At 65.6% G+C, this 25,064-nt stretch carries 21 protein-coding genes; 7 read left to right on the plus strand and 14 right to left on the minus strand.

The genetic code is table 11. The features are described 5' to 3' along the window. Position 1 precedes the first annotated feature (1 nt). Positions 2-1,765, plus strand: a complete 1,764-nt coding sequence (locus JN280_RS32295; protein ID WP_202308278.1) for a branched-chain amino acid ABC transporter ATP-binding protein/permease — start codon at positions 2-4, stop codon at positions 1,763-1,765. After that, positions 1,762-2,472 (plus strand): ABC transporter ATP-binding protein, encoded by a 711-nt coding sequence (locus tag JN280_RS32300; RefSeq protein ID WP_202308279.1) that lies wholly within the window; start codon positions 1,762-1,764, stop codon positions 2,470-2,472. The genes JN280_RS32295 and JN280_RS32300 overlap by 4 nt, the downstream gene beginning before the upstream one ends. Positions 2,473-2,661: 189 nt before the next feature. On the opposite strand, the gene JN280_RS32305 is transcribed toward JN280_RS32300, so the two are convergent. After that, entirely contained in the window at positions 2,662-3,804 is a 1,143-nt protein-coding gene (locus tag JN280_RS32305) for an ABC transporter substrate-binding protein (protein WP_202308280.1), read from the minus strand. 374 nt (positions 3,805-4,178) lie between these two features. Between JN280_RS32305 and JN280_RS32310 the strand changes: the two genes are divergently transcribed. Further along, complete coding sequence (locus tag JN280_RS32310; RefSeq protein ID WP_202308281.1) at positions 4,179-4,415, plus strand: DUF2093 domain-containing protein; 237 nt, start codon at positions 4,179-4,181, stop codon at positions 4,413-4,415. Positions 4,416-4,491: 76 nt separating this feature from the next. Here the strand turns inward: JN280_RS32310 and lpxK are convergent, their stop codons facing one another. The 6 genes from lpxK to JN280_RS32340 all read right to left on the minus strand — a co-directional run bounded on the left by lpxK (position 4,492) and on the right by JN280_RS32340 (position 10,089). After that, positions 4,492-5,517, minus strand: a complete 1,026-nt coding sequence (gene lpxK, locus JN280_RS32315) for a tetraacyldisaccharide 4'-kinase (RefSeq protein WP_202308282.1) — start codon at positions 5,515-5,517, stop codon at positions 4,492-4,494. A 4-nt stretch (positions 5,518-5,521) separates the two neighbouring features. Beyond that, positions 5,522-6,844 carry a lipid IV(A) 3-deoxy-D-manno-octulosonic acid transferase gene (waaA, locus tag JN280_RS32320; RefSeq protein ID WP_202308283.1) on the minus strand — a complete coding sequence of 441 codons (1,323 nt, stop codon included), beginning with the start codon at positions 6,842-6,844 and terminating at the stop codon, positions 5,522-5,524. Continuing rightward, positions 6,841-7,629, minus strand: coding sequence for a lysophospholipid acyltransferase family protein (locus tag JN280_RS32325; protein ID WP_446720689.1), 789 nt, complete (start codon positions 7,627-7,629; stop codon positions 6,841-6,843). The genes waaA and JN280_RS32325 overlap by 4 nt, the downstream gene beginning before the upstream one ends. Before the next feature lie 4 nt (positions 7,630-7,633). Continuing rightward, complete coding sequence (locus JN280_RS32330; protein ID WP_202308286.1) at positions 7,634-7,879, minus strand: DUF4170 domain-containing protein; 246 nt, start codon at positions 7,877-7,879, stop codon at positions 7,634-7,636. 70 nt (positions 7,880-7,949) lie between these two features. Further along, positions 7,950-8,759, minus strand: a complete 810-nt coding sequence (locus JN280_RS32335) for a 3'(2'),5'-bisphosphate nucleotidase CysQ (RefSeq protein ID WP_202308288.1) — start codon at positions 8,757-8,759, stop codon at positions 7,950-7,952. Continuing rightward, positions 8,746-10,089, minus strand: coding sequence for a TldD/PmbA family protein (locus tag JN280_RS32340; protein ID WP_202308290.1), 1,344 nt, complete (start codon positions 10,087-10,089; stop codon positions 8,746-8,748). The genes JN280_RS32335 and JN280_RS32340 overlap by 14 nt, the downstream gene beginning before the upstream one ends. A 135-nt stretch (positions 10,090-10,224) precedes the next feature. Between JN280_RS32340 and JN280_RS32345 the strand changes: the two genes are divergently transcribed. Both JN280_RS32345 and JN280_RS32350 read left to right on the plus strand, forming a co-directional pair. Then, the gene (locus JN280_RS32345) at positions 10,225-12,060 is read left to right on the plus strand and encodes a monovalent cation:proton antiporter-2 (CPA2) family protein (protein WP_244742390.1); all 1,836 of its coding nucleotides are present in this window, start codon (positions 10,225-10,227) and stop codon (positions 12,058-12,060) included. Positions 12,061-12,153: 93 nt separating this feature from the next. After that, positions 12,154-13,605 (plus strand): MATE family efflux transporter, encoded by a 1,452-nt coding sequence (locus JN280_RS32350; RefSeq protein WP_244742393.1) that lies wholly within the window; start codon positions 12,154-12,156, stop codon positions 13,603-13,605. A 138-nt stretch (positions 13,606-13,743) separates the two neighbouring features. On the opposite strand, the gene JN280_RS32355 is transcribed toward JN280_RS32350, so the two are convergent. From JN280_RS32355 to gstA, 3 genes are all read right to left on the minus strand, one after another. Beyond that, positions 13,744-15,366, minus strand: a complete 1,623-nt coding sequence (locus JN280_RS32355) for an ABC-F family ATP-binding cassette domain-containing protein (protein ID WP_202308292.1) — start codon at positions 15,364-15,366, stop codon at positions 13,744-13,746. 93 nt (positions 15,367-15,459) lie between these two features. Next, positions 15,460-15,789: a DMT family transporter gene (locus JN280_RS32360; protein ID WP_202308294.1), complete on the minus strand. Its 330-nt coding sequence runs from the start codon at positions 15,787-15,789 to the stop codon at positions 15,460-15,462. A 1-nt stretch (position 15,790) separates the two neighbouring features. Next, positions 15,791-16,417 carry a glutathione transferase GstA gene (gene gstA, locus JN280_RS32365; protein WP_202308296.1) on the minus strand — a complete coding sequence of 209 codons (627 nt, stop codon included), beginning with the start codon at positions 16,415-16,417 and terminating at the stop codon, positions 15,791-15,793. A gap of 156 nt (positions 16,418-16,573) precedes the next feature. On the opposite strand from gstA, the gene JN280_RS32370 reads away from it, so the two are divergent. Then, positions 16,574-17,485, plus strand: a complete 912-nt coding sequence (locus tag JN280_RS32370) for a LysR family transcriptional regulator (RefSeq protein WP_202308298.1) — start codon at positions 16,574-16,576, stop codon at positions 17,483-17,485. Between the two features lie 192 nt (positions 17,486-17,677). After that, the gene (locus JN280_RS32375) at positions 17,678-19,177 is read left to right on the plus strand and encodes a transporter substrate-binding domain-containing protein (RefSeq protein ID WP_202308300.1); all 1,500 of its coding nucleotides are present in this window, start codon (positions 17,678-17,680) and stop codon (positions 19,175-19,177) included. Positions 19,178-19,415: 238 nt separating this feature from the next. Here JN280_RS32375 and JN280_RS32380 read toward each other — a convergent pair whose 3' ends face one another. The 4 genes from JN280_RS32380 to JN280_RS32395 all read right to left on the minus strand — a co-directional run bounded on the left by JN280_RS32380 (position 19,416) and on the right by JN280_RS32395 (position 24,927). Next, entirely contained in the window at positions 19,416-20,924 is a 1,509-nt protein-coding gene (locus tag JN280_RS32380; RefSeq protein WP_202308301.1) for a calcium-binding protein, read from the minus strand. Between the two features lie 375 nt (positions 20,925-21,299). After that, positions 21,300-22,172, minus strand: a complete 873-nt coding sequence (locus JN280_RS32385) for a patatin-like phospholipase family protein (RefSeq protein ID WP_202308302.1) — start codon at positions 22,170-22,172, stop codon at positions 21,300-21,302. A gap of 5 nt (positions 22,173-22,177) precedes the next feature. Next, positions 22,178-23,515, minus strand: coding sequence for a M16 family metallopeptidase (locus JN280_RS32390; RefSeq protein WP_244742396.1), 1,338 nt, complete (start codon positions 23,513-23,515; stop codon positions 22,178-22,180). Between the two features lie 26 nt (positions 23,516-23,541). Further along, positions 23,542-24,927, minus strand: a complete 1,386-nt coding sequence (locus tag JN280_RS32395; protein WP_202308304.1) for a M16 family metallopeptidase — start codon at positions 24,925-24,927, stop codon at positions 23,542-23,544. Positions 24,928-25,064: the final 137 nt, after the last annotated feature.

The following is a 25,064-nucleotide window of genomic DNA, read 5'->3' on the forward strand; positions in this document are numbered from 1 at the left end:
GATGCGCCGGATTCCGGGACTTCTCGCGATCGCCGTCCTTGCGGCGATCCCACTCCTGCCCGTGCCCCCCTTCTGGATCACGCTGATCAACAATATCGGACTGGCGTCGCTGGTGGCGATCGGGCTCGTCCTTCTGACCGGCGTCGGAGGACTGACCTCCTTCGGCCAGGCCGCTTTCTGCGGCTTCGGCGCCTACACGACCGCGGTGCTGACCACCGCCTACGGCTTCTCCCCCTGGGCGACCCTGCCGTTCTCCCTGCTCGTGGGCGCGGCGGCGGCCCTGCCGCTCGGGCTGATCACCGTGCGCCTTTCCGGCCATTATCTGCCGCTGGGAACCATCGCCTGGGGCATCGCGCTCTACTACCTGTTCGGCCAGATCGAGATGCTCGGCCGCTTCGACGGCATCTCCGGCATTCCCCCGATCGAGCTCGCCGGCCATCGCTTCATCAGCGGCCAGTCGATCTTCTATCTGATCTGGGCCTTCGTCATCGCCACGGCGCTCGGCGCCCGCAACCTCCTGGATTCCCGGGTCGGACGCGGCATAAGGGCGTTGCGCGGCGGCCGCCGGGCGGCCGAAGCCTTCGGTGTGGATATCGTGCGGGCCAAGCTCACCGTCTTCATCTTCGCGGCGGTGGTGGCGGCGCTGTCAGGCTGGCTCTATGCGCATATGCAGCGGACGGTCAATCCAACACCCTTTGGGCTCAACATGGGCATCGAATATCTGCTCATGGCCGTCATCGGCGGCGCCGGCCATGTCTGGGGCGCCGTTTTCGGCGCAGCCATCGTGCTGATCCTCAAGGAGATCCTGCAGCGGATCCTGCCCGGGCTTCTCGGAGCCACGGGCAATTTCGAGATGATCCTGTTCGGCATGCTGCTGGTGGCGATGCTGCAATTCGCGCGCGAAGGGCTTTGGCCCCTCCTGCTGCGGCTGGCACCGACGCGCAGCCGCGTGCAGGTTGCCGCATCGCAAGGAGCGCTTCCCGGCCGGCGCGATGCGGTGCCGGCGCAAGGCCCTCTCATTCGGGTCGAGAAAGTGCGCAAGGCCTTCGGCGGCCTTGTCGCAGTCAACGATCTGAGCTTTGACGTGAAGGCCGGCGAGATTGTCGGCCTGATCGGCCCGAACGGTGCGGGCAAGAGTACCACCTTCGACCTGATCACCGGAATGCTCGCCCTCACCGGCGGCAGGGTCGCCTTCGGTGGCCGGAAGGAAGGACGGCGCAGTCCGGGCGCGATCGCTCGCCTGGGGGTCGCGCGCACATTCCAACACGCCAAGATCCTGCCTGACATGACCGTGCTGGAGAATGTCGCGCTCGGCGCGAATCTGCGCGGCTCGGCGGGGGTGGTGCGCAGCCTGCTGCGCCTCGACCGGAAGGAGGAAACGCTGCTGCTCGCCGAAGCGGAGCGCCAGCTCGAGCGTGTCGGGCTGGCCGAGCACAGGAACCGCCCGGCCGGCGACCTCGCGCTCGGACAGATCCGCATACTCGAGATCGCCCGCGCGCTGGCGCTCGATCCCACCGTGCTGCTGCTCGACGAGCCCGCTGCCGGGCTGCGCCACGGGGAAAAGCAGGCGCTTTCGGCGCTTCTGTCCAGATTGCGCAGCGAAGGCATGGCCGTGCTTCTCGTGGAGCACGACATGAGCTTCGTCATGGGGCTGGTGAACCGTGTCGTGGTGATGGATTTCGGTACGCTGATCGCCGAAGGCACGCCTGCGGAAGTGCGCAGGCACCCAGCCGTGATCGCTGCCTATCTGGGAGGCGTCGCGTGAGCGGTCGGCTGCTCGAGGTCAAGGACATTCGCGTCTCTTACGGCCACGCGGAGATCCTGCACGGCATTTCGCTCGGGATGGATGCGGGCAGCATCGTCACGGTGATCGGGGCAAACGGCGCCGGCAAGACGACGTTGCTCAATGCCGTGATGGGCGTGGTCCCCTGCTCCGGGACAGTGCTTTACGACGGCCGCCCGGCACCCCGCTCCGTCGAGGCCAGGGTTTCCGCCGGCATGTGCCTTGTTCCTGAACGGCGTGAGCTCTTCTCGACCATGACGGTCGAAGACAATCTCGAGCTCGGCGGCTTCCTGCGGACAGCCGCGGAACGGGGAGACATGCTCGGCGACGTCTACAAGCGTTTTCCGCGCCTGGCGGAGCGCCGCCGGCAGCTCGCCGGAACGCTTTCCGGGGGCGAGCGTCAGATGCTGGCGCTGGGGCGCGCCCTCATGAGCAGGCCGCGTCTCCTGCTGCTCGACGAACCCAGCCTCGGACTTGCGCCGAAGATCGTCGCGGAGATTCTCGCGATCGTGTCGGAGCTGCGTTCCTCCGGCGTGTCGATCCTGCTGGTCGAGCAGAACGCGCGGGCCGCATTGGAGATCGCCGACGAGGGCCATCTCGTCGAACTCGGCGAGATAAAGCGATCCGGACCTGCGGCCGAACTTGCCGTCGACCCCGCGCTCATGGGGAGCTATCTCGGGGGCGAATGAGGGTCTGGACGCGTCTCGCCGCTTAAGGGAGCCGGCTTCGTCGCCGCCGGGCGACCGGCTGCGACGGGGAGTTTGATGGCGCCTCGGGTCCGCGCGCGCAAGTCGAAGCCAACGGCGGCCGAGAACCCATTGCATTCCGCTCCTGCGGAGGGCCCTGCAGTGCAGAGCCCAGGGCCCTCCACAGCCGGCTCACTTCACCAGTTCGAACTTTCCGTCCTTGGCCGTCAGCAGCACGACCGCGCGTTCGTCGAGGCCGTAGTGATCGTCGGCCTTGTATTCGAAGACGCCCTGGCTCGCCGGGAAGGGTCCGCCACTTTCGATGGCGTCGCGAAGCGCTGCCTTGAATTCCGGCGTGCCGGGCTTGGCCTTCTTCTTGGCCTCGGGGATCGCCTTCTTCAGGATCGCCATGGCATCGTGGATGTGGGCTCCGAACTGGGTGCGCGTGCCGGGGCCGAACTTCGCCTCGTAGGCGGTCACATAGTCCAGCCCCTCCTTCTTCGTCTCGGAGGAATCCGGCTGCAGTTCGGCCACCATGACAGGCCCCGAGGCGAAGACGGTGTTGTCGACGGAAGCGCCGGCAATGCGCAGGAAGTCGAAGGTCACGGCGCCATGCGTCTGATAGATCGGGCCCTGGAAGCCACGCTCGCGCAACGCAAGCTGCGGCAGCGCAGCGCCGGTGCCGGAGGCGCCGACGAAGACGGCGTCCGGCTGCGCCGCGACGAGCTTCAGCACCTGCCCGGAGACCGACGTGTCGGGCCGGGCATAGCGTTCGTCTGCAATGAGGTTCAGCCCGTAATCCTTGCCGATCGCCTTGAACTGGTTGACCCAGAGATCGCCGTAGGAATCGGAGAAGCCGATATAGCCGACGTTCTTCACCCCGTCCGCCTGCATCCTGGCAAAGAGCGTGCGGGCGATGAGACCGGCGGCCTGCGGCAGAACGAAGGTCCATTTTCCGCCGGCGACATTGGGCGGCAGCGGCGAGCAGGCGAGATGCGGCGTCTCGGTCTCAGCCGCCACGCTGGAGACGGCGATCGAGGCCGGGGTCAGGGCCGAGCCGATGATGACATCGACCTTGTCGTCGTTGGCGAAGCGTCTCGCATTCGTGGTCGAGACCGACGGATCGCCGGCGTCGTCCAGTACGATCACGTTGAGCTTCTCCCCGTCGACCTCGTCGGGCCACAACTCCACGGAGTTCTTCAGCGGAATGCCGAGAGCCGCCCCGCTCCCCGTCGACGAAACGGTGACGCCGATCGTGACGTCGGCGCTGGCCGTACCGGCCAGAATTGGAAGCAAGAAGGTGGCGGCAGCCGCCGCGCGAATGATTCTGTTCATGCCAGTCCTCCCGATTGCGCGGTTGGCGAGAAATACGCCTTGCGCCAATTGTTATACTGTATACGCATTCTTCGGGAGTCAACGAGGCAACGAGCGTCGTATCGAGGAACGCCGGCGACGTGACGACCGACATTGCGATCAAGGCGCCACCGTGTTCGACATGGCCTTCATCGTCTGCTGCCGGACGGGCGCGGCGCCATCCGCTTCGAAGGTCGTGAGATCGTCGTCTCCCGCTTCCACGCTTCGTCCTCGAACCGTTCGGTGTCATCAGGAGCAGGGCGGGCAGCACGTTGCAATCATCCCTTCCCTACCACCCTTGCCCGCCTTGACCTTGCCCGGGATTTGTGGCCGAAGAGACGTATTGAAAGGCCATGATGATGAACCGCTTTGAAGGTCCGGGCGCCCGCGAGGCGCGTATCCGCTATCTCGATGGCGACTTCCAGGTCACGAGCCCCGGCGCCTTTGTGCGTTGCGCTGTGACGGGGGAATCGATCCCTCTCGACGAGCTCAAATATTGGAGCGTGGCGCGGCAGGAAGCCTATGTGAGCGCCGCCGTCTCGCTGAAGCGCGAGCTCGAGACCAACCCTGATCTGCGAAGCCGGCGCGGCTGACGGGCACTGCTCTCAGAAATTCTCGCCGCAGCAAGGGCGGCGCGACGGTCGTAGTTGGTGACCCGCCAATGCAATCCTATCTTCGCGTACGTTTGCGCCAGGCCGCGAGCGTATCCTCGACGATGCGCTCAGGCGCGTGCGGAAGCTCGAACACGGCATCGATCTCCAGGACCGTCAGGCGCCTCAGGAAGGCCTGCTCGGCGGTCGTCCCGTTCCGAAGCCGCACGGCGTCCTTGGCGGTCGTGATCAGTTCCAGCCCGTTCGCGGCGGCAAGGCTCGTCAGGTCCTCGACATCGTCCGATGTGAACAGGTGGTGATCCGGCAGAGGCCTGGAGATGACCACCTCGCCGCCGGAGCCTCTTACCGTGTCGAAGAATTTTTCCGGATGGCCGATGCCGGCGAAGGCGAGGAACCGACGGCCGGCGAGCCTCACCGGATCGCGCGGCCGGGTCGAGGCCTCGAATACCGGCTTGTTGGCGCGCGAGGCCATGCGCACCACAATGTCGGCGGCAGCCCCCTCGCCCATTTTCAGCAGCGCGTCGGCCAGGCGAAGCTGATCGAGCAGCGGCGCCCGCATCGGCCCGCCCGGAATGACATGGCCGTTGCCGAGACCGCGGCGGCTGTCGACGACCAGCAGGGCATAGTCGATATGGATGCGTGCGCTCTGGAAGCCGTCGTCCATGATGAGGAAATCGCAGCTCCTTGCCATGAGCAGCCGGGCGCCGGCGGCGCGGTTTGGCGTCACCGCCACCGGGCCATGCTCGGCCAGAAGCAGCGGCTCGTCGCCGACATGCCTCGCGCCGTCGTGACCGGGATCGACGACATGGGGCTGCGAGAAGGAGCCGCCATGACCCCGCGACAGGAAGCCAGGCTTCAGCCCCATCTGCGCGGCCTGCCGGGCAAGCGCGATCGCCACCGGCGTCTTGCCGGTGCCGCCGACCGTGAAGTTGCCGACGCAGAGCACGGGGAGGTCGACAGGCTCGCGCCGCGCCGTCGTCATGCGGCGGCGCGCAACGGCCCCATAGACGGCCGAAAGCGGATAGAGAGCAAAAGCGCGCCAGTCGGGACGCTCCCACCAGAATGGAGGGGCCTCGCTCGCCATTTCCCTAGCGGCCGTTTCCGTTGCTTTGCTTGAGCCGCGACTGCACGCTGAGCGGCTGCAGGAAGGGCTCCAGAACCTTCAGCGTCTTGGCCAGCGCGCCGCGCATTTCCTCGACTGTCGCTGCTCCGGCATCCATCATCTTCTGGCGGGCTTCCGGATTCTTCAGCAGGAAATTGACGGCGCCTGCGAGCATGTCGCGGTCGCGCACCAGCTTGGCTCCGCCGGCATCGATCAGCCGCTGATAGGCCTCACGGAAATTCTGGACGTTGCGCCCGGCCAGCACCGCCGTGTTCAGCATGGCCGGTTCCAGGGGATTCTGCCCCCCTTCCGAGGTGAGCGAGCGCCCGACAAAGGCAATCTCGGTCAGCCTCAGATAGAGGCCCATCTCGCCGATCGTGTCGCCGAGCAGGATGTCGGTCTCGGGCCGGATCGGATCGCCGAGGCTGCGGCGCACCACATTGAGGCCCATGGCGGCGAACTCCTGGGCGAGAGCTTCCGCACGTTCGGGATGACGTGGCACGATGATGGTGAGAAGCCCGGGATGGCGCGGCTTCAGCATGGCATGGATCTCGGCGGCCAGCTTCTCCTCGCCGTCATGGGTCGATGCGGCGGCCCAGGTCTTGCGCGCGCCGATCTGCGACTTCAACTGGGCGAGCGCCTTCTCATCGGCGCGCGGCGGATCGGTATCGACCTTGAGGTTGCCCGACACCGTCACCGGCCGGGCGCCGAGCACGCTGAAGCGCTCGCCGTCGAGATCCGACTGGGCGATGACATGGGCAAGGTTCTCGAACAGCGCCTCGGCGAGAAAGGCGCGTTTCTTCCACGACCTGAACGACCGATCCGAGAGACGCCCGTTGACCAGCACCTGCGGCACGCGCCGCGCGCCGAGTTCGAGGATCGTCATCGGCCACAGCTCGGATTCGGCGATGATGGCAAGGTCCGGCTGCCAGTGGTCGAGGAAATTGCTCACCGCCGGTTTGAGATCGAGCGGCACATATTGGTGAATGAGGCGGTTGCCGAAGCGCCTGTCGACGACCTGTGCCGAGGTCACCGTGCCTGTCGTCAGCACGACATGGATGCCGAAGCCGAGAATGCGCTCGATGAGCGGCGCGACCGCATTCGTCTCGCCGACGCTCGCCGCATGCACCCACACGACTGGCCCTTCGGGCCGGGACATGCGGGTGATGCCGTAGCGCTCGCGGCGGCGGGCGCGGTCCTCCTTGCCTTTGCTCGCCCGCCAGGCGACATAACCGCCGATGAGCGGATAGGCGGCCGCGCCCGTCCAGCGATAGGTGGTCAGGATTGCGCGCGCCCAGCGTTCGCTCATCGGGCACCGTCGACCAGGCCATAGGCCCTTTCGGTCGCCCGGTTGAGACTTTCCGTGACCTCCCGGCGCTTGCGCTCCATCTCGGCGGGGTCGGCATCGGCTGCCACCTCGACCGGCGTGCCGACGATGAGCGCGCTGCGGCCGAAAGGCAGGTTGATGGTGGTCTTGTCCCAGCTTTTCTCGATGACCTTGCGCCGGCTGGTGGCGATGGCCACGGGTACGATCGGGCGGCCGGAGAGCCGCGCCAGCGTGACGACGCCGAGACCCGCCTCACGCGGCGTGCCGTTGGGAATGTCGGCGATCATGATGACGTTCTTGCCCGCGCTCAGCGCCTTCTTCAGGCCGATCAGGGCGCGGGCGCCACCCTTTTCGAGATGGTTGGCCTGCTCGCGGCCACCTGAACCGCGCACCGCCTCGATGCCGAACTTCTCGACCACAAGCGCGTTGATCTCGGCATCCGCGCTGCGCGAGACCATGGCCACCAGCGGGGCGACGCCGCGGCGCGGATAGAAGCCGGGCGCGGAAAGGTGCTGGCCGTGCCAGAGCGCGAAGATCGCCGGATTATATTCGACCGCCGCAACCGCCATGTCGGAAGCATCAGGCGCCAACGGATTTGTCCAGCGGATAAGCCTCAGGCCGCCGGAGACCAGCGTGGCCAGAACATTCTTCACCAAGCGCGACTGCGCCAGCGGCTTGCGGATTTTCCGCCAGAATGTCTTCATGGCCGTGGGCCTGCGGCCTTGGCCTGACGCCTGGATCGGCGCCGCTGCATCCACATTCTCCATCGCCTCAGCCGGTCGCCTTGTTCTCAGGATCGAGGAGGCGGTGAAGATGCACGATGAAGTAGCGCATATGAGCGTTGTCGACCGTCGCCTGCGCCTTGGCCCGCCAGGCGGTCTCGGCGGACTGGTAGTCCGGGAAGATGCCGACGATGTCGAGCTGGTCGAGATCGCGGAACTCCACCGCGCCGAGCTTCTTCAGCTCCCCTCCGAAAACCAGGTGCAGCAATTGTTTCTTGGCTTCTTGCCCAGCCATGCGTATCGGATCCGTATTTCAGAAAAGATGCAGATGATTAGATCAAAACGGCGGAATTTGAAACCGCTACCTAACGTAAGCCTGCAACGGCAGCCATCATCGCCGTCAGTTCGGTGAGGAGCACGCCGCTGCCGGCCGCCAGCGCGCCGTGGCTTGGGTCCGCTTCGCCGTAGCGCAGGCTGTTGCCCTGGATGTCCACAAGACGGCCGCCGGCCTCACGCAAGATGAGGTCCGCCGCCGCGATATCCCAGTCCCGCGCGTTCGGCTTGACAAAGGTCGCGTCAAGGTCGCCGCTCGCCACCATGGCAAGGCGATAGGCAAGCGACGGATAATAAGGACCGCGCCGGAAATGCGCCGGCCAGGCGATGGCGCCCTCGTCGAACAGCGATTTCGGGCCCGCCACCAGCGGGCTGGCGCTTTGCGGGCCGACTTGCAAGGGGCTGCCGTTCCTGAAGGCGCCGCGCCCGGCTGTGGCTTCGAAGACTTCGCCGCGCGCGGCGCAATCGAGAATGCCCGCCAACGGCTCGCCGTCTTCCACCACTGCGATGCTCACGCACCAGGTCGGCATCCCGTCGAGGAAGGCGCGGGTGCCGTCGATCGGATCGACGACGAAAGTGCGCCGCGCCTCAAGCCGGGCGGGCGAATCGGCCGTCTCCTCCGAAAGCCAGCCATAGTCCGGGCGGGCAGCGGTGAGCGTCTCGCGCAGATAGCGGTCGACGGCGTAATCGGCCTCGCTCACCGGCGAATGGCCGCCTTTCAGCCAGGTCTGCGGATTGCGCTTGAAGTAGCGCAATGCGATCTCGCCTGCGGCCCGGGCAGCCTCGCGGATGAGCGGCAGGTCGCTGTCTGCGGTCGAACGAATCGGCTCAGCTGCCAGCAAGGGTCATACCTTCGATGAGCAGCGTCGGGGCGGCGGTACCGAAATTACGGTCGAGGTCACTGGCGGGAATCATGTTGAGGAACATGTCCTTGAGATTTGACGCAATCGTGACCTCCGATACCGGATAGGCCAGTTCGCCATTCTCGATCCAGAAGCCGGAGGCACCGCGGCTGTATTCGCCCGTCACCATGTTGACGCCCTGGCCGAAGACCTCCGTCACATAGAAGCCGGACTTCAGCGACGCAATCAGTTCCTCCGGCGACTTCTCGCCCGGTTCGATGGCGAGGTTGGTCGACGAGGGCGAAACCGAGGAGGAAGCGCGCACGCCCCGCCCATTGGTCTCCAGGCCGAGTTCGCGGGCGGCCGAGGTCGACAGGAACCAGTGCTTCAGGACGCCGTCCTCGACCATCGACAGCGCCATGCCTTCGACGCCCTCGCCATCGAAGGGACGCGACGACTGCCCGCGCGGCTTCAGCGGGTCATCCGTGACGGTCACCCCTTTCGCGGCGACCGGCTTGCCCATCATGTCGCGCAGGAAACTTGTCTTGCGCGCCACTGACGCGCCGTTGATCGCACCCGCGAGATGGCCGGCAATGCCGCGCGCGACCCTGGGATCGAAGATCACGCTGACCGGGCCGGTCGCGGCCTTGCGCGCGTTGAGCCGCTTGACGGCGCGTTCGCCGGCGTTGCGTCCGATCGTCTCGGGCGAATCGAGATCGGAATAATAGAGGCGCGAGGAAAAGTCGTAGTCGCGCTCCATGCCCGTGCCCTCGCCCGCGATGGCGCTCACCGAACGCGAGAAGCGGGTCGCCACGTAGCGGCCGACGAAACCGTGCGAGGTGGCGAGCACCAGACCGCCCAGGCCGGCGCTCGCGCCACTGCCGCCAGAATTGGTGACGCCGCCGACGGCGAGCGCCGCGGCCTCCGCCGCGAGCGCGGTTTCCTTCAAGGTCTCGGCCGGGACCGCGGTGCCGTCGAACAGGTCGAGATCGCGGATGGACCTCGCCAGGCGCGACGGATCGGCGAGCCCCTGGAAAGGATCCTCCGGCGAAACCCTGGCCATCGCCACGGCCCGCTCCGCCAGCGCGGCCGGGTCGGCGGAGGCCGTCGCCGAGACGCTGGCCACCCTCCGGCCGACGAAGACCCGCAGGGCAACGTCCTCGCTTTCGGAGGCTTCGGTGCCCTCGACCTTGCCGAGACGGACGGAGACACTGGTGGAGCGGCCAAGCATGGCGACGGCATCGGCGGCGTCGGCACCGGCCTTGCGGGCGGCCTCGACGAGGGCCGACACGCGGTCGGCGAGCTTGGCAGTATCGACGATATCGGTCATCTTGCTCTCGATCTTTTGGCGGGGCGATTTGCGCCTCGCCTCAAGACACCCATCTATTGTTCCGACCATGCTTGCGCAATGGGGAGGTGACGCGCTGTCGCGCCGCCTTCCGTCACGTTTCGAGGGATACCGGCGGTGGAAGAGGCGACGATCTATTCAGAAGTGCTGCTGCTGCTCGCCGGAGCGGTATTCGCCGCTCCGCTCTTCAAGCGCCTCGGGCTCGGCACCATTCTGGGCTATCTGGCCGCCGGCATCGTCATCGGGCCGGTCGCCCGGCTGGTGACGGGCGGCGACGAGTTCCTGCATGTCTCGGAGCTCGGCATCGTCTTCCTTCTTTTCATCATCGGACTCGAGCTCAAGCCTTCACGGCTATGGGCCCTGCGGCACCAGATCTTCGGCCTGGGCCTGACCCAGGTGCTGGCGAGCGGGCTGGCGCTCGCCGTGCTCGGCCACATGCTGGCCGGCCTGTCCTGGCCTGCGGCGATCGTCGCCGGCTCAGGCCTGGCGCTCTCCTCGACCGCCTTCGCCATGCAGACGCTGGAGCAGCAGGGCGCCACCAACACGCTGCACGGGCAGCGGACGTTCGCGATACTGCTGTTCCAGGATCTGGCGATCGTGCCGCTCCTGGCGCTGATCCCGCTCCTGGCGCCCGACGCCGAAACGGAGCGTTTTTCGGGACCCATGCAGTTCGGCATCGCCGTCACCGCGGTGGCGGCGCTGCTTTTCGCCGGACGCTATCTCCTCAATCCGCTGTTCCGCATCATCGCCAACACCGGCGCCAAGGAAGCGATGATCGCGGCCGCCCTGCTCGTCGTGCTGGGAGCGGCCACATTGATGCAGTTCGCCGGGCTCTCCATGGCGATGGGCGCCTTCATCGCCGGCGTGATGCTGGCCGAATCGTCCTACCGCCACGAGTTGGAGGCCGATATCGAGCCGTTCCGCGGCGTGTTGCTCGGCCTGTTCTTCATGGCCGTCGGCCTGTCGCTCGACCTGTCGGTGGTGCTGAAGAACTGGCTGACCATTCTCCTCGCCGTGCCGGTGCTGATGGCGGTGAAGGTGGCGACCACCTATCTGGGCTGCCGGCTGTTCGGCGCAGCTCGCAACGATGCGGTGCTTACCGCCTTCCTGCTGCCGCAGGGCGGCGAGTTCGCCTTTGTGCTGTTCACCACGGCTGCGGCCGCATCGATCTTTTCCGGCGAGACGGCACCGCTGCTCATCGCCATCGTCACCTGTTCCATGGCGCTGATGCCGCTGGTGACGCCGCTATCCACCTTCCTGACCTCACCGGAGCCGGAGGACAAGATGGAAGAGGATTTCGACGGAGCCGGCGCCGGCGTGCTGATGATCGGGTTCTCGCGTTTCGGCCAGATCGCGTCGCAGATCCTTCTGACCGGCGGCTCGGAAGTGACCGTCATCGAGAATTCCGCGGAACGGGTCCGCAGCGCGTCGAAATTCGGCTTCCGCATCTATTTCGGTGACGGTACCCGCAAGGACGTGCTCGAGGCGGCAGGCATCCGCAAGGCAAGGCTGGTGGCGGTCTGCACGAACCGGCGCGAGACCACCGACAGAATCGTCGATCTGATCCAGAGCGAATTTCCCGAGGTGAGGCTCTTCGTCCGCTCCTACGACCGCATCCACACACTCGAGCTCAGGGCCAAGGGAGTCGAGTACGAAATCCGCGAGACGCTCGAATCCGGGCTTGTGTTCGGCCGCGAGACGCTCGAGGCGCTCGGCACGGACGAGGAGACCGCACAGGCGATCCTCGAGGATGTGCGCCGCCGCGACGAGGAGCGGCTCGAGTTGCAGGCACTCGGTGATTGGGAAGGCAGCCTCAACCGCTGGCATACGAAACCGGTGACGCCTGAGCCACTGGTCAAGCCGGCGCGCGAGGCCAAGCGCCTTGACAAGGCGGCGGAGGAGGCCAAAACCGCTGAGGGCTCGGTTGGGGATTCCGCCCCGGCGAGCATGTGAGACGTCCGTCCGGCTCCTGCGGAGGCCGTGATCGACGGCAGCGGATCCCTCCATCCGGGGAAGGCCGCGCACCGGTCCGAGGGGAGGATCATTGTGAGCGAGGAGCCGGCTTCCGGCCGACAGCAAGCGGCAGCGGGCCGTCCGGCCAAATTCACGACCGGCTCGACGCTGCGCCATGTCGTCGTGATGACGGCGACGGGCTCGATCGGGCTGATCGCCATCTTCGTCGTCGACGCGCTCAATCTCTTCTACATATCGCTTCTCGGCGTTCAGGAGCTCGCCGCGGCGATCGGTTTCTCGGCGACGCTGCTGTTCTTCACCGTGTCGATCGCCATCGGGCTCACCATCGCCTGCGGCGCGCTGGTATCGCGCTGCCTTGGCCGCGGCAGCCGAGAAGAGGCCGCAGCGATGGGCGGCGCCTCGATGGTGTTTATGGGTGTATCGACCGGCACCATCACGCTTGCCGCCTGGCCGTTCCTCGGGGACCTCCTCGCCCTTCTCGGCGCCGAGGGCGAGACGCTCGAACTGTCGCTCCGTTTCCTGCAGATCGTCATCCCGTCGACGCCGATCGTGGCGCTTGGCATGTGCACGACAGGCATCCTGCGCGGCGTCGGCGATGCCAAGCGCGCAATGTATGTGACGCTCGGCAGTGGACTTGCCGCCGCGGTCTTCGACCCGATCCTGATCTTCGGCTTCGACATGGGGCTCGACGGCGCCGCGGTTTCAACGGTGTTGTCGCGCATCGTCATGCTGGCGATCGGCATTCACGGCGCCCATGCCGTGCACCGGCTTATCCGCCTTCCCGACCGGGAGCGTCTCGCCGCGGCGTTCCGCCCATTCTTCGCGATCGCCCTGCCGTCGGTGCTCACCCAGATCGCGACGCCGGTGGGCAACGCCTATGTGACCGCCGAGATCTCTGCCTTCGGCGTCGACGCGGTGGCGGGATGGGCCATCATCGGGCGCCTGACCCCTGTCGCCTTCGGCGTGATCTTCGCGCTTTCGGGAGCCGTCGGACCGATCCTCGGCCAGAATTACGGGGCCGGCAGGTTCGACCGGCTCACGGCCGTCATGCGCGACAGCCTCGGGGTCACCATCGCCTATGTTCTGGCCGTCTGGGCCCTGCTCGCCATCTTCGCCGGACCGGTCGCCGCCTTGTTCGGCGCCGGCGCCGAGGCGCGCGACCTCGTCATCTTCTTCTGCCATTTCGCCGCGGGAAGCTTCCTGTTCAACGGCGCGATCTTCGTGTCGAGCGCGGCCTTCAACAATCTCGGCTTCCCGACCTATTCGACACTCTTCAACTGGGGACGTTCGACGCTCGGCACAATCCCGTTCGTCTGGATGGGCGCGCAGCTCTGGGGCGCGACTGGCGTGATCGCCGGCTGGGCGCTGGGAGCCGTCGTGTTCGGCGTGGTCTCCGTGCTGGTCTGCTTCCGGGTGATGCGCAAGATCGCCCGCAGCCAGCCCCAGACGGACGACACGCTGCCGCCCCCGCCGCCTTCGGCGCAATCACCCTTCTCCGCCGGCAAGGCGGCGACGCTGCCTTGAAGCATGTCTCCCGAAAGTGTGCCGCGGTTTCGGGATAAAGACATGCGCAAAATCAAGCTTCTACCGCGTGTCGCGTGAATCCTTTTTCAGGCGACACGCGGTAGAACGCCACGCTTCCGACGCGACAAGGCGGCGCCGTCAGCTCCGCAGGCCAGGCGCCTCCTGGCCGGTGCGCGCGACATATTCCGTATAGCCTCCGCCATAGGTGTGGACGCCGTCGGGCGTAAGTTCCAGCACCCGGTTGGAGAGCGCGGCGAGGAAGTGGCGATCGTGCGAGACGAACAGCATCGTGCCCTCGAACTGCGACAGCGCACCGATCAGCATCTCCTTGGTGGCCATGTCGAGATGGTTGGTGGGCTCGTCCAGCACCAGGAAATTCGGCGGATCGAACAGCATCCGCGCCATCACCAGGCGTGCCTTCTCGCCGCCCGAAAGCACCCGGCATTTCTTCTCGATATCGTCGCCCGAGAAACCGAAGCAGCCGGCGAGCGCGCGCAGCGGCGCCTGGCCCGCCTGGGGGAAGGCATCTTCGAGAAACTGGAAGACGGTGCGGTCGCCGTCCAGCAGTTCCATGGCGTGCTGGGCGAAATAGCCCATCTTCACGCTGGGACCGCGCGACACGTTGCCCTCGTCCGGCTCGGCCGCGCCGGCCGCCAGCTTCAGCAGCGTCGACTTGCCCGCGCCGTTGACCCCGAGCACGCACCAGCGCTCCCGGCGTCGGACGTGGAAATCCAGCCCCTCATAGATGGTGCGGCTGCCATAGCGCTTCCGCACGTTCCTGAGGATCGCGACGTCCTCGCCCGAGCGCGGCGCCGGCTGGAATTCGAACTGCACGGTCTGGCGGCGTTTCGGCGGCTCCACCCTGTCGATCTTCTCCAGCTTCTTGACGCGGCTCTGCACCTGTGCGGCATGCGAGGCGCGTGCCTTGAAGCGTTCGATGAAGCCGATCTCCTTGGCGAGCATCGCCTGCTGGCGCTCGAACTGGGCCTGCTGCTGCCTGTCGGCGACCGCACGCTGCTGCTGGTAGAATTCGTAATCGCCGGAATAGGCCGTCAGCGCGCCGCCGTCGATCTCGACGATCTTGCCGACGATGCGGTTCATGAACTCGCGGTCGTGCGAGGTCATCAGAAGCGCGCCGTCATAGGCCTTCAGGAACTCCTCGAGCCAGATCAGGCTCTCCAGGTCGAGGTGGTTGCTCGGTTCGTCGAGCAGCATGACATCGGGGCGCATCAGCAGGATCCGGCCCAGCGCCACGCGCATCTTCCAGCCGCCCGACAGCGCGCCGACGTCGCCGTCCATCATCTCCTGGCTGAAGCCGAGGCCGTCGAGCACCTCGCGGGCCCGGCCGTCCAGGGCATAACCGTCGAGCTCTTCGAAGCGCGCCTGCGCCTCGCCGTAACGCGTGACGATGTCGTCCATCTCGTCGGCGCGCGCGGGGTCGCCCATGGCGGCCTCCAAGTCCCGCATCTCGGCTGCCAGCGCGCTGACGGGACCGACGCCCTCCATGACTTCGGTGACGACGCTGCGGCCCTCAATGTCGCCGACGTCCTGGCTGAAATAGCCGATGGTCACGCCGCGATCGACGGACACCTGGCCCTCGTCGGGCAGTTCCTGCCCGGTGATCAGCCGGAACAGCGTCGTCTTGCCGGCCCCATTGGGGCCGACGAGGCCGACCTTCTCGCCTTTCTGGAGCGCGGCGGAGGCCTCGATGAAGACGATCTGCCTGCCGTTCTGCTTGCCGATGTTTTCGAGACGAATCATGCCTGCGCGGGCTCCCGGATTTTGGCCCGGCCCTTACGCGATGGGCCGTCCCTGTGGAAGGGCCGGCCCATGGGCAGCCGATGAAGTCGACCCTCAGGCGGGCGCCAGCTTGAGCATCGCGATGCCGACCAGCACCACAACCACGCCGCCGAGCCGCAGCAGGCCGAGCGGCTCGGCGAACAGGATCACGCCGGCGATCACGGTGCCGGCGGCCCCGATGCCCGTCCACACCGCATAGGCGGTTCCCACCGGCAATGCCTCCAGCACGCGGCCGAGCAGATAGACGAAGGCGGCAAGAAGCAGGATGGAGACGATGCTCCACCCCGGCCTCGTGTAACCCTCGGCATATTTCATGGAGATCGCCCAGGCGACGTCGAGCAGGCCCGCCACCAAAAGCAGGATCCAGGCGACGGTGTGGCTCATCTCAGGCGGCAACCTTCATGCCTTCGGACTGCATCGCCTCGCGCACGCGCGGCCGCGCGCCGACACGCTCCATGAAGGCGCGCAAATGAGGAAAGCCGGAAAGATCGACCTTGGCGAAGGCGGACCAGCCGACGATGGTGAAGAGATAGGCGTCGGCGGCGCTGAACCGGTCTCCGGCCAGGAACCGACCCGAACTTGCCAGATGGTCATCGACGAAGGCCAGCCGGCGACCGATGATGCCTCGCGCGACGTCCTGCGCCTGGGCGCCGTATTCCGGATGGAAGAGCCAGGGGCTGTACATCTTGTGCAGTTCGGTCGCCACGAAGTTCAGCCAGGACTGGAGGCGATAACGCTCCGGCGTGCCGGCCGGCGGGGCGAGGTCCGCCTCGGGCTTGAGGTCGGCGAGGTACTGCACGATGGCCGTTCCCTCGGTGAGCAAGGAGCCGTCGTCGAGGCGCAGCGCCGGCACATAACCATTCGGGTTGACCGTGGTGAAGTCGGCACCGGCGTCGGTGACGTGCGGCGATTTCATGATGTCGACCCGCTCCAGTTCGAGCGGAATGCCCGCCTCCGACGCAACGATATGCGGCGACAGCGAGCAGGTTCCGGTGGCGTAATAGAGCTTCATGATCTGTCCTTTCTTCCGGACGGGCGCCGCGCGACATGCGACGGCGTGAACCCGCCTTCGGGAGACAAGCTATTGATTGCGATGCCGCAATGCTCGTTGGAGTTTCGCCAGCCTCACTTGCATGACTGCAAGACTGCGGCGTGCTAGAAATCTGACATGGACGACTGGAACGATTTGCGGCTGGTGCTTGCCGTGGCCAGAGCCGGCAGCCTGACGGCGGCGGCCGGAGCCCTCGGCATCGATCACTCGACGGTGTTTCGCCGGCTGAACGCCTTGGAGGCGCGGCTCGGCGTGCGCCTGTTCGAGCGCCTGCCGGGAGGGATCTACCCAACGACGACCGCGGGCGAGCGCATGGCAGCGGCGGCCGAACGCATGGAGGATGAGGCGGTCGCCGTGGCGCGCGACATCGCCGGCAGCGACCGGCGGCTCTCGGGCCGGCTGCGCGTGACCTCGTCGGAGACACTGGCCTACAGCAGGCTCACCGGGCACCTCGCGGCGTTCCGGAAGGCACATCCCGGCATCGTGGTCGAACTCGCGATCGAGAACCGCGTGCTCAGCCTCTCGCGCCGCGAAGCCGACATCGCGCTGCGCCCAATGCGGCCGAAGGAAGGCGATCTCTGGGGCCGCAAGCTTGCAGCCGTGGCCTGGACCCTCTTTGCTTCCGCCGCCTATCTCGACGCATCAGGCGGGCCGATCCACGACCCCGAAGGGCTCGACGGTCATGCCCTCATCGGCTGGGAGGAAACGGCGGCCGCCATGATGGCGGCGGACTGGCTCAACCGCGCCGCACCCGCCGAGGCCTTCGTCTACCGCACGAACAGCCTGGTCAACCAGGCCGTGGCCGCACGCTCTGGCATCGGCATGGCGCTGCTTCCTTGTTACCTCGGCGATGGCGAGCCCGGCCTCGTTCGCGCGCTTGCCGAGCCGCTGCCGGACCTCCCGGGCGAGCTGTGGATCGTCACGCATTCCGATCTCAAGGGAACCGCCCGTGTGCGTGCCTTTTTCGACGTCGTCGGCGAAGGCCTCGCCCGCGAGCGCGACCTGTTCGAGGGTCGACGCAGGAGTTGAGCCGCTGCGCTATGCAGCAGAATCTCTTCGAGAGCCAACCGCCCATCTTTCTTGCAAGAACTTGCAAAAGCAGCATTTTCCAGACATGGCAATCGCCATGCAAGTATTGCCATCTGCTTGACGCGCCCTTCACCTTGTCGGAAGTTATGACACGATGGCCGGCGGCGGCCCGATGCGAGGCGGGGTTAATAGATGACACAACGGCGGCGGCTGGGCGCTTTGGTACGCTCGCTTGCGATATTCCTGGCTGGGTTACTGGCGCTCGCGGCACCGCAGGCCGCATCGGCCGAGGAATCGCCCATCACATCGCTACCCGGCATCCGCGAATGGACCGGCGATTTCGACGGCATGGAGAAGCGTCGTATCATCCGCATGCTCGTGCCGTACAGCAAGACGATCTATTTCATCGACGGCGGCCGCCAACTCGGCACGGCGGTGGAATTTGGCCAGGCGCTCGAGACGTGGATCAACAAGAAGAAAAAGAAGGAGATCGAGAAGATCAAGGTCGCCTATGTGCCGATGGCGCGATCCCAGCTGATCCCCGCGCTCCTCGCCGGGCAAGGCGACATCATCGCGGCGGATCTCACCGTTACGCCGGCCCGCCAGGAGCTGATCGACTTCGCCGATCCCTACGCGAGCGGCGTACAGGAGGTCGTTGTCACCGGGCCGGCGGCGGACCCCCTCTCGTCACTGGACGATCTCGGCGGAAAAGAGGTCTATGTCCGCAAGTCGAGCAGCTATCGCGAACATCTCGATGCGTTGAATGCCGAGCGCGGCAAAGCAGGCAAGCCCGAAATCCTCATCCGCGACGCCGACGAAAACCTGGAGGATGAGGACCTTCTGGAAATGGTCAATGCCGGGCTTCTGCCCTGGTGCGTCGTCGACCGTTTCAATGCCCTCATATGGTCGCAGGTTTTCGACAAGGTGAAGGTCCGGGACGACCTCGTGATCTCCAAGGGCGGCGATCTTGCCTGGGGGATCCGCAAGGACAGTCCCAAGCTGAAGGCTGCGCTTGCCCCCTTTATCAAGGAGCATAAGGTCGGCACGACTTTCGGCAACATATTGCGCAAGCGCTACTACCAGAGCGACAAGATGGTGCGCGCGGCCTACGAGCCGAGCCAGCTCGCCAAGTTCCAGGCTCTCTGGCTGGTGTTCCAGACCTATGCCAAGGAGTACGATTTCGATCCGCTGATGCTCGCCGCCCAAGGCTTTCAGGAATCACAGCTCGACCAGAGCCAGCGCAGTCCCCTTGGCGCCGTCGGCATCATGCAACTCCTGCCCTCGACAGCCGCCGACAAGGCAATCGGCATAACAGGCATCGCCGAGAGCGCGGAGCGCAACATCGAGGCCGGCTCGAAATATATGCGGCACCTCACGCAGACCTACATCACGGACGATGGTCCGACGCCGCTCAACAGGATGCTGCTGACGCTCGCTGCCTATAATGCCGGTCCCGGTAATCTTGCGAAATTCCGTCGCACGGCCAAGGAGATGGGGCTCAATCCCGACATTTGGTTCGGCAATGTGGAGAATGGAGCCGCGCGGATCGTAGGACGGGAGACCGTGCAGTATGTCGGCAATATCTACAAATATTACGTCGCCTATTCGATGTATGCGAAGCGCCTGCAGGCGCGAAAGGACAGCGGGCAGAAGGTCGATACTGCGATCATGCCGGAAGACAGCCCGAAGTAGGTGCGGCGCCAAGCCTCTCTTCGTGGACCCGGCCCGAGCAAGTTCGATGTCGACAACAAGACAGGGAGATAAGTCAGCCTGAAAGACTATTGCGAGGTCCCAGTGACAACCGACCGGACGGCTGGAACCGGTGGCTGTCCCTGGCCTTCTCGCCCGCGGCGCCCATGCCGGTCCGGTAGCTTTCCGAGAAGACTGGCTGTGACGGTCCCGCCGAACACGGGCCGCCACATGCAGCTTCTCAAAATACGACGAAGTCATCCGCGGTGATCGCGGTGGCAGCTTGCACGGAGGCAAATCTCAGCGCCGCCGCCCCTCCCGCTCCATCGGCATCGTAGAACAGATCGCCCGTCGTCTTGTCGTAAACGATCAGGTCGTTGCCATCGACGGCATGCTTGCCGACAACGAAGTTGGCTGCCGACAACGGGCCGGAAGACAGGTCCGTGAACACAGAACCATCCAACCTGAAGACATCATCCAGCGCCTCGAAGTCGTCGATATGATCATCGTTGGCAGGCCCGGGCGCGGCATCGAACACAAAGCTGTCCCGGCCTGCGCCGCCCGCCAGCCAATCACGGCCCGTGCCGCCATCGATCACGTCGTCACCGTCGCCGCCGCGCAGGTCGTCCGAGCCGGCGCCGCCACTGAGGAGATCATCGCCCGCATCGCCACGAATGCCGTCGGTTCCGGCGCCGCCATCGATCTCATCGTTGTCGGCCCCTCCCTTCAGCCAATCGGTGCCCGCTCCGCCGATCAGATGGTCGGCGCCGGCACCGCCAAGCAACTGGTCATGGCCCGGACCTCCGTCGAGCGTATCATTGAAGGGCGTGCCGCCGACGCGGTCGTCACCGCCCAGCGCGGCGACGAGAATCGCACGGTCGAGGCCGGCGTAACTGATGACATTCCTGTTGTCCGTCAGCGAGACGGAGCGGGGCGGCGGGGTGATCGTGATGGTAACAGTCGCGACATCGCTGTTGCCCTGCCCGTCCGTAGCATAGACGGTGAAGCTGTCGGTACCGATGAAGCCCGGTTCCGGCGTGTAGTCGAAGAGGTTCCCGTCCAGGAAGTCGGCATGATAGTGCAGGCTTCCGCCATAGCCGCCCTGGGGAAACGGGTAGAAATTGCCGTCGTAGCGCGTCTCCAGTCCGAGCGCGCCATGGTCCGGCCCGTCCACGACGACGAATCTCAGCATGTCATAGTCGACGTCCGTCCCCTTGAACGGCGTGTCGTTCAAGACCTCTCCTTGCGAAAGCGTCAGGTCGAGGTTGGCGACGTCAGGGGCATGGTTGACGAACGTATCCGGCTGGGCGACGCCTCCCGCGACGATGATCCGATGCTCGCCATATCCGGTGTTCTCGCCGCCGAAATATTCGTTGGCGCCGATCCACGCTACCGCGATGTCGTCAGGACTGGCTGCGTCGATCGAAACGATTTGCGCCGAGAGCCAGGCGGCGCGGTCGGAGAGCGTGCGGACCAGGTTGCCTTCATTGTCGAAGACCTGCGTCTCAACGGCGGTCCAGGTCTCGGTCCGGCCCTCATGCGTGAAGCTGGTGATGGTGAAGAAGCCGTCGAAGACGTCGACGGAAGCCAGTTCGATTCCACCGAAGGGAAAATCGGGCTTCGCACCGACCGGGCCGACGACATCGCCATCCATTTCCGTGATGGTGAAAAGGATGGCGTCGGGACTCGGGTTCGGGTTATCGGGCTCCTCCCACACGGTGAGTTCGCTGCCATTGCTCAATATCGGCATCCAGTGGTCCTCGGTTTTGCGCCGCGGCGCTGCGGATGCCCCCACCAGGAGAATCGTAGCATGCGAGACAGGGGTTGTTCGTGACAAAGGCGATTGCGTTCGCGTCTGTCACCAGCCGATTTACCCGCCCATGCGCCTCTCCGAATGATCGGCCGTCATCAATAAGCCGGCACGACCGGGTCCTTGCGCGTCCAAGTGGACGCCCCGCGGTCCGACAGGCCACGCAATCGCGCGCTCCAACGGTCGATCCTATCGACCTTTGGCATGGTGGATTTCGACTGCCCCAGCCAAGGCCGGGCTTGTTCCCGCCTATCCAGAGCCTGCCGTCTTCGCAGCCCGAGCGCTCCGATACGGCCGTTCCGTCAAATATCCGGGCTAGACTCTCAGCCTGGCCTCGATCGCGGCCTCGACCGCCCGCTTCAGCTCGTCCTTGATGGCGACGGTCTCGGCGAGTACCGCGTCGACCTTCAGGAAGTCGAGGGCGCGGAAGCGCGAAACGGGCGGGCGCAGCAGCACATGCGGATGTCTGGTCTTGAGCTTCATGGCGGTGATCGACTGCATCATGAGTTGGTTCGCCCCGAGCAGCAATTCGATCGAGCTAGGACGCCTGCCCGAAACCTCCGAGGGCGCGCCGACCACGTCGATGGCGATGATGATGTCGGCATCGCCATCGATCAGGTCGAAGGGCACGGGATTGTAGATGCCGCCGTCGATGAACAGCCTTCCTTCCCGCCGAACCGGCCGAAAGACGGCGGGAATGGCGGCGGAAGCCGCCAGCGCCGACATGAGGTCGCCCTCCTCGAACACCGCGAGTTCATGGCCGAAATAGTCCGTCGCGGTGACCTTGAGCGGAATCTTCAGCCTTTCGAACCGGTGCGGGATCGGCGCGGGGAGAAAGGCCTTGATGATGCGTTCGATGTTGAATTGGCCGACATTGAGGCCGCCCGCCATCATCTCGCCGACGCTGGTGGGCAGCGCACGCCACATGCGGCTCGCCACTTCCGACCGGCTGGAGAGCACTGTCCGGGCATAGGCGTGGATCTCCTTGCCGGTCATGCCCGCCGCGACGCCGGCGCCCATGATCGCGCCGATCGACGAGCCGGCGATCACCGCCGGCCTGATGCCCATTTCGTCGAGCACCTCGATCACATGGATATGGGCAAGGCCGCGCGCGCCGCCTCCGCCGAAGGCGATGCCGAAGCTCGGATCGCCCTTGCCGCCGCCTGTTCCTCCTCCCTCGGCGCGCATATGGCTCAGCCTTTCCTTTCGAGCGCCGGACCAACCACCATGATCGCCGGGTCGGCCGAAAGCAGGCGCCTGGCGGCAGCCTTGGCATCGTCGAGCGTCACCGCATCGATAAGGCCGGCACGGCGCTGGATGTAGTCGATGCCGAGATCGTCGAGTTGCAGTTCCACCAGCGTGCCGGCGATGGCCCTCGAGGAGTCCAGGTTGTTGATGGCATAGGCACCGATGACATACTTCTTGGCGGCGTCGAGTTCGGCCTGCGTCGGCCCCTCCTCCGCCATGCGCCGGACTTCCTTCCTTATGAGGTCGAGCGTCTCGCCGGCGCGATCGGAACGGGTCGCGGTCGAAATTGCAAGGCCGTTCGAATAGTCGTTGTTCACCAGCGCCGATCCGACGTCGTAGGCGAGCCCGCGCTTTTCCCGCACCTCCTCGAAAAGCCGCGAGGTGAAGGTTCCGCCGCCGAGGATATGGTTGACCAGATAGGCAGCGAAGAACTGCGGATCCTTGCGTTCGATGCCGGGATAAGCAAGTCGCAGCTTGGTCTGCGGAAGCTCATAGGTGACGTCGATCTCCTGGCCGAGTTTGAGCGTCGCCTTGTCGACGGGAACGAGATCAGGCCTTTCCGGCAGTTCGCCAAACACTCTGTCGAGTTCGCGGCCGAGGGTCTCGGCGTCGATCGCGCCGACCACACCGATCTTGAGGTTGCCGCGTGCGAAGAGCTTGCGGTGAAACATTCTCAAGTCGTCCGGGGTGATAGAGGCGAGCGACGTCTCGGACCCTTCTTCCCGCCGGCTGTAGGGATGCTCGCCATAGACGGCCTCGGACCAGGCGATCTGCGCCGCCGTCTCGGGATCCCTCGCATTGCCCAGGATGCCGGAAACGATCTGCGCCCGGATGCGGTCGACGGGCTCGGTGTCGAAGCGTGGCTTGGTCACGGCGAGACGCAGCAGGTCGAAAGCTTCGTCGCGCTCGTCGGCGAGCATGCGCATCGAACCGTAGAAACCGTCGCGTCCGGCATTGAAGCGCATCTCGGCGCCGGCATCGTCGAGTCTCGTCTGGAACGCCTCGCTGTCGAGATCGCCCGCGCCCTCGTCGAACAGCCCCGACATCAGGTTGGCAAGGCCCTCCTTGCCCTTGGGCTCCTGCGTGCGCCCGCCCTCGAAGGCGAAGCGGATGCTGATAACAGGCACGGTATAGTCTTCGACCAGCCAGGCGGTGATGCCGCCCGGCGACTTGACCTCCTGGATGGTCACGGCGGCGCGAGCCGCGATCACCGCGGGCAAGGTGAGGAAGATGATGGCCAGAAGGAACGTTGCCAGGGAGGTAACGAAAAGGCGCTGTGGCATGGCATGTTTCATGGTCGTCGTTCCGCTCAGTTCTGCGCCTTGTCCTTCGGCAGCAGGTAGCCGGCGACCGAACGATCAGGATCGAGATATTTCGCCGCCACGGCCTTCACCTGGTCGGCTGTCACGGCACGCACGCGGTCCGGCCATGCGTCTATGTCCTTGACCGTTCCGCCCGTCGCAAGAGTCGCGCCATAGATATGGGCCATGCCGGCCGCGCTGTCGCGCGCGAAGATCATCGACCGCAGATAGCGCGTCTTGGCCTTTTCCAGCTCGGTGTCGCCGACCCCTTCGCGGGCGATCCTGGCGATCTCGGCGTCGATCGCGGCTTCGACCTCCTCCAAGGTAGCGGTACCGCGCGGCGCGCCGTAGACCGTGAAGCCCGTGGCGTCGAGGGAGGTGCCCGAATAGGAGGCTCCGGCCGACGAGGCGATGCCGCGTTTCACCACCAGTTCCTGATAGAGGCGGCTGCGCGTGCCGCCGCCGAGGATCTCGGACAACAGGTCGAGGGCCTCGGCCTCGCCGTCCTCCGACGAGGAATAGGACGGCACCACCCACGCCTTCTGGAAGCTCGGCACGGAAACGCGCTCATCGCCGAGCGTCACCGTCCGCCTGGTATTCTGCTCGGGTTCCTGCGGCCGCACCCGCGGCGGCAGGGCCGGACCACGCTCGACCTTGCCATAGGTCTCTTCGGCGAGTTTCCTGACCGTCTCGACATCGACGTCGCCGGCAACCACCAGCACCGCATTGTTGGGCGCGTAATATTTGTCGTAGAAGGCCGTCGCGTCGATGCGGTTCAACTGCTCCATCTCATGCATCCAGCCGATGACTGGAATGCGGTAGGGATGGTTCTGATAGAGGGTGGCGTCGATTTCCTCGCCCAGCAGAGCCTCGGGATTGTTCTCGATGCGCGAGCGACGCTCTTCGAGGATGACGTCGCGTTCCGGTCCGATGACTTCGTCTGTCAGGATGAGCCCGCGCATGCGGTCGGCCTCGTAAGACATCATGGTGCCCAGCGCTTCGGGCGCGACCGTCTGGAAATAGGCGGTGTAGTCGTAGGAGGTGAAGGCATTCTCGTTGCCGCCAATCTCGGCGACCCTGGCGCCAAACTCGCCCGGCTTGTGGTTTTTCGTGCCCTTGAACATCAGATGCTCGAAGAAATGGGCGATGCCCGACTTGCCCGGCGGCTCGTCGGCGCTGCCGATCTTGTACCATACCATCTGGGTGACGATCGGGGCGCGATGATCGGGGATGACCACGACCTCCATGCCGTTGGCGAGCGTGAAGTCGGCGATCTCCGGCTGGCGCTCGGTCTCGGCCTGGGCGGCTGGAACAAAGGCGATGCCGGCGAGGAGGAGCGCGCCCGTCGCGAGCTTCCGCCACGCCAGACCTGACGGATTGCCAAAAACTGTCATTCTTCTGTCCTGAGGTTGGCTTCTTGTCCAGAGGTTGGCCTGGCCGCGCTTATAGAAGTGCTGCCGCGATGCCGAAAGTTAATTCGGCGTCATGTGAGGGGCCAATCAAGGCCGAAACCGGGCGGATCGGGAAAAAA

It is taken from the genome of Mesorhizobium sp. L-8-10, assembly GCF_016756635.1.
Classification (GTDB): Bacteria; Pseudomonadota; Alphaproteobacteria; order Rhizobiales; family Rhizobiaceae.

Excerpts from the sequence above, each read along its gene's own strand:
- JN280_RS32295 (WP_202308278.1), top strand. The coding sequence starts at position 2 with ATGCGCCGGATTCCGGGACTTCTCGCGATCGCCGTCCTTGCGGCGATC.
- JN280_RS32375 (WP_202308300.1), top strand. The coding sequence starts at position 17,678 with ATGACACAACGGCGGCGGCTGGGCGCTTTGGTACGCTCGCTTGCGATA.
- JN280_RS32310 (WP_202308281.1), top strand. The coding sequence starts at position 4,179 with ATGATGAACCGCTTTGAAGGTCCGGGCGCCCGCGAGGCGCGTATCCGC.
- lpxK (WP_202308282.1), bottom strand. The coding sequence starts at position 5,517 with ATGGCGAGCGAGGCCCCTCCATTCTGGTGGGAGCGTCCCGACTGGCGC.
- JN280_RS32305 (WP_202308280.1), bottom strand. The coding sequence starts at position 3,804 with ATGAACAGAATCATTCGCGCGGCGGCTGCCGCCACCTTCTTGCTTCCA.
- JN280_RS32355 (WP_202308292.1), bottom strand. The coding sequence starts at position 15,366 with ATGATTCGTCTCGAAAACATCGGCAAGCAGAACGGCAGGCAGATCGTC.
- JN280_RS32340 (WP_202308290.1), bottom strand. The coding sequence starts at position 10,089 with ATGACCGATATCGTCGATACTGCCAAGCTCGCCGACCGCGTGTCGGCC.
- JN280_RS32330 (WP_202308286.1), bottom strand. The coding sequence starts at position 7,879 with ATGGCTGGGCAAGAAGCCAAGAAACAATTGCTGCACCTGGTTTTCGGA.
- JN280_RS32380 (WP_202308301.1), bottom strand. The coding sequence starts at position 20,924 with ATGCCGATATTGAGCAATGGCAGCGAACTCACCGTGTGGGAGGAGCCC.
- JN280_RS32370 (WP_202308298.1), top strand. The coding sequence starts at position 16,574 with ATGGACGACTGGAACGATTTGCGGCTGGTGCTTGCCGTGGCCAGAGCC.
- gstA (WP_202308296.1), bottom strand. The coding sequence starts at position 16,417 with ATGAAGCTCTATTACGCCACCGGAACCTGCTCGCTGTCGCCGCATATC.
- JN280_RS32385 (WP_202308302.1), bottom strand. The coding sequence starts at position 22,172 with ATGCGCGCCGAGGGAGGAGGAACAGGCGGCGGCAAGGGCGATCCGAGC.
- JN280_RS32395 (WP_202308304.1), bottom strand. The coding sequence starts at position 24,927 with ATGACAGTTTTTGGCAATCCGTCAGGTCTGGCGTGGCGGAAGCTCGCG.
- JN280_RS32360 (WP_202308294.1), bottom strand. The coding sequence starts at position 15,789 with ATGAGCCACACCGTCGCCTGGATCCTGCTTTTGGTGGCGGGCCTGCTC.
- JN280_RS32325 (WP_446720689.1), bottom strand. The coding sequence starts at position 7,629 with ATGGAGAATGTGGATGCAGCGGCGCCGATCCAGGCGTCAGGCCAAGGC.
- waaA (WP_202308283.1), bottom strand. The coding sequence starts at position 6,844 with ATGAGCGAACGCTGGGCGCGCGCAATCCTGACCACCTATCGCTGGACG.
- JN280_RS32390 (WP_244742396.1), bottom strand. The coding sequence starts at position 23,515 with ATGCCACAGCGCCTTTTCGTTACCTCCCTGGCAACGTTCCTTCTGGCC.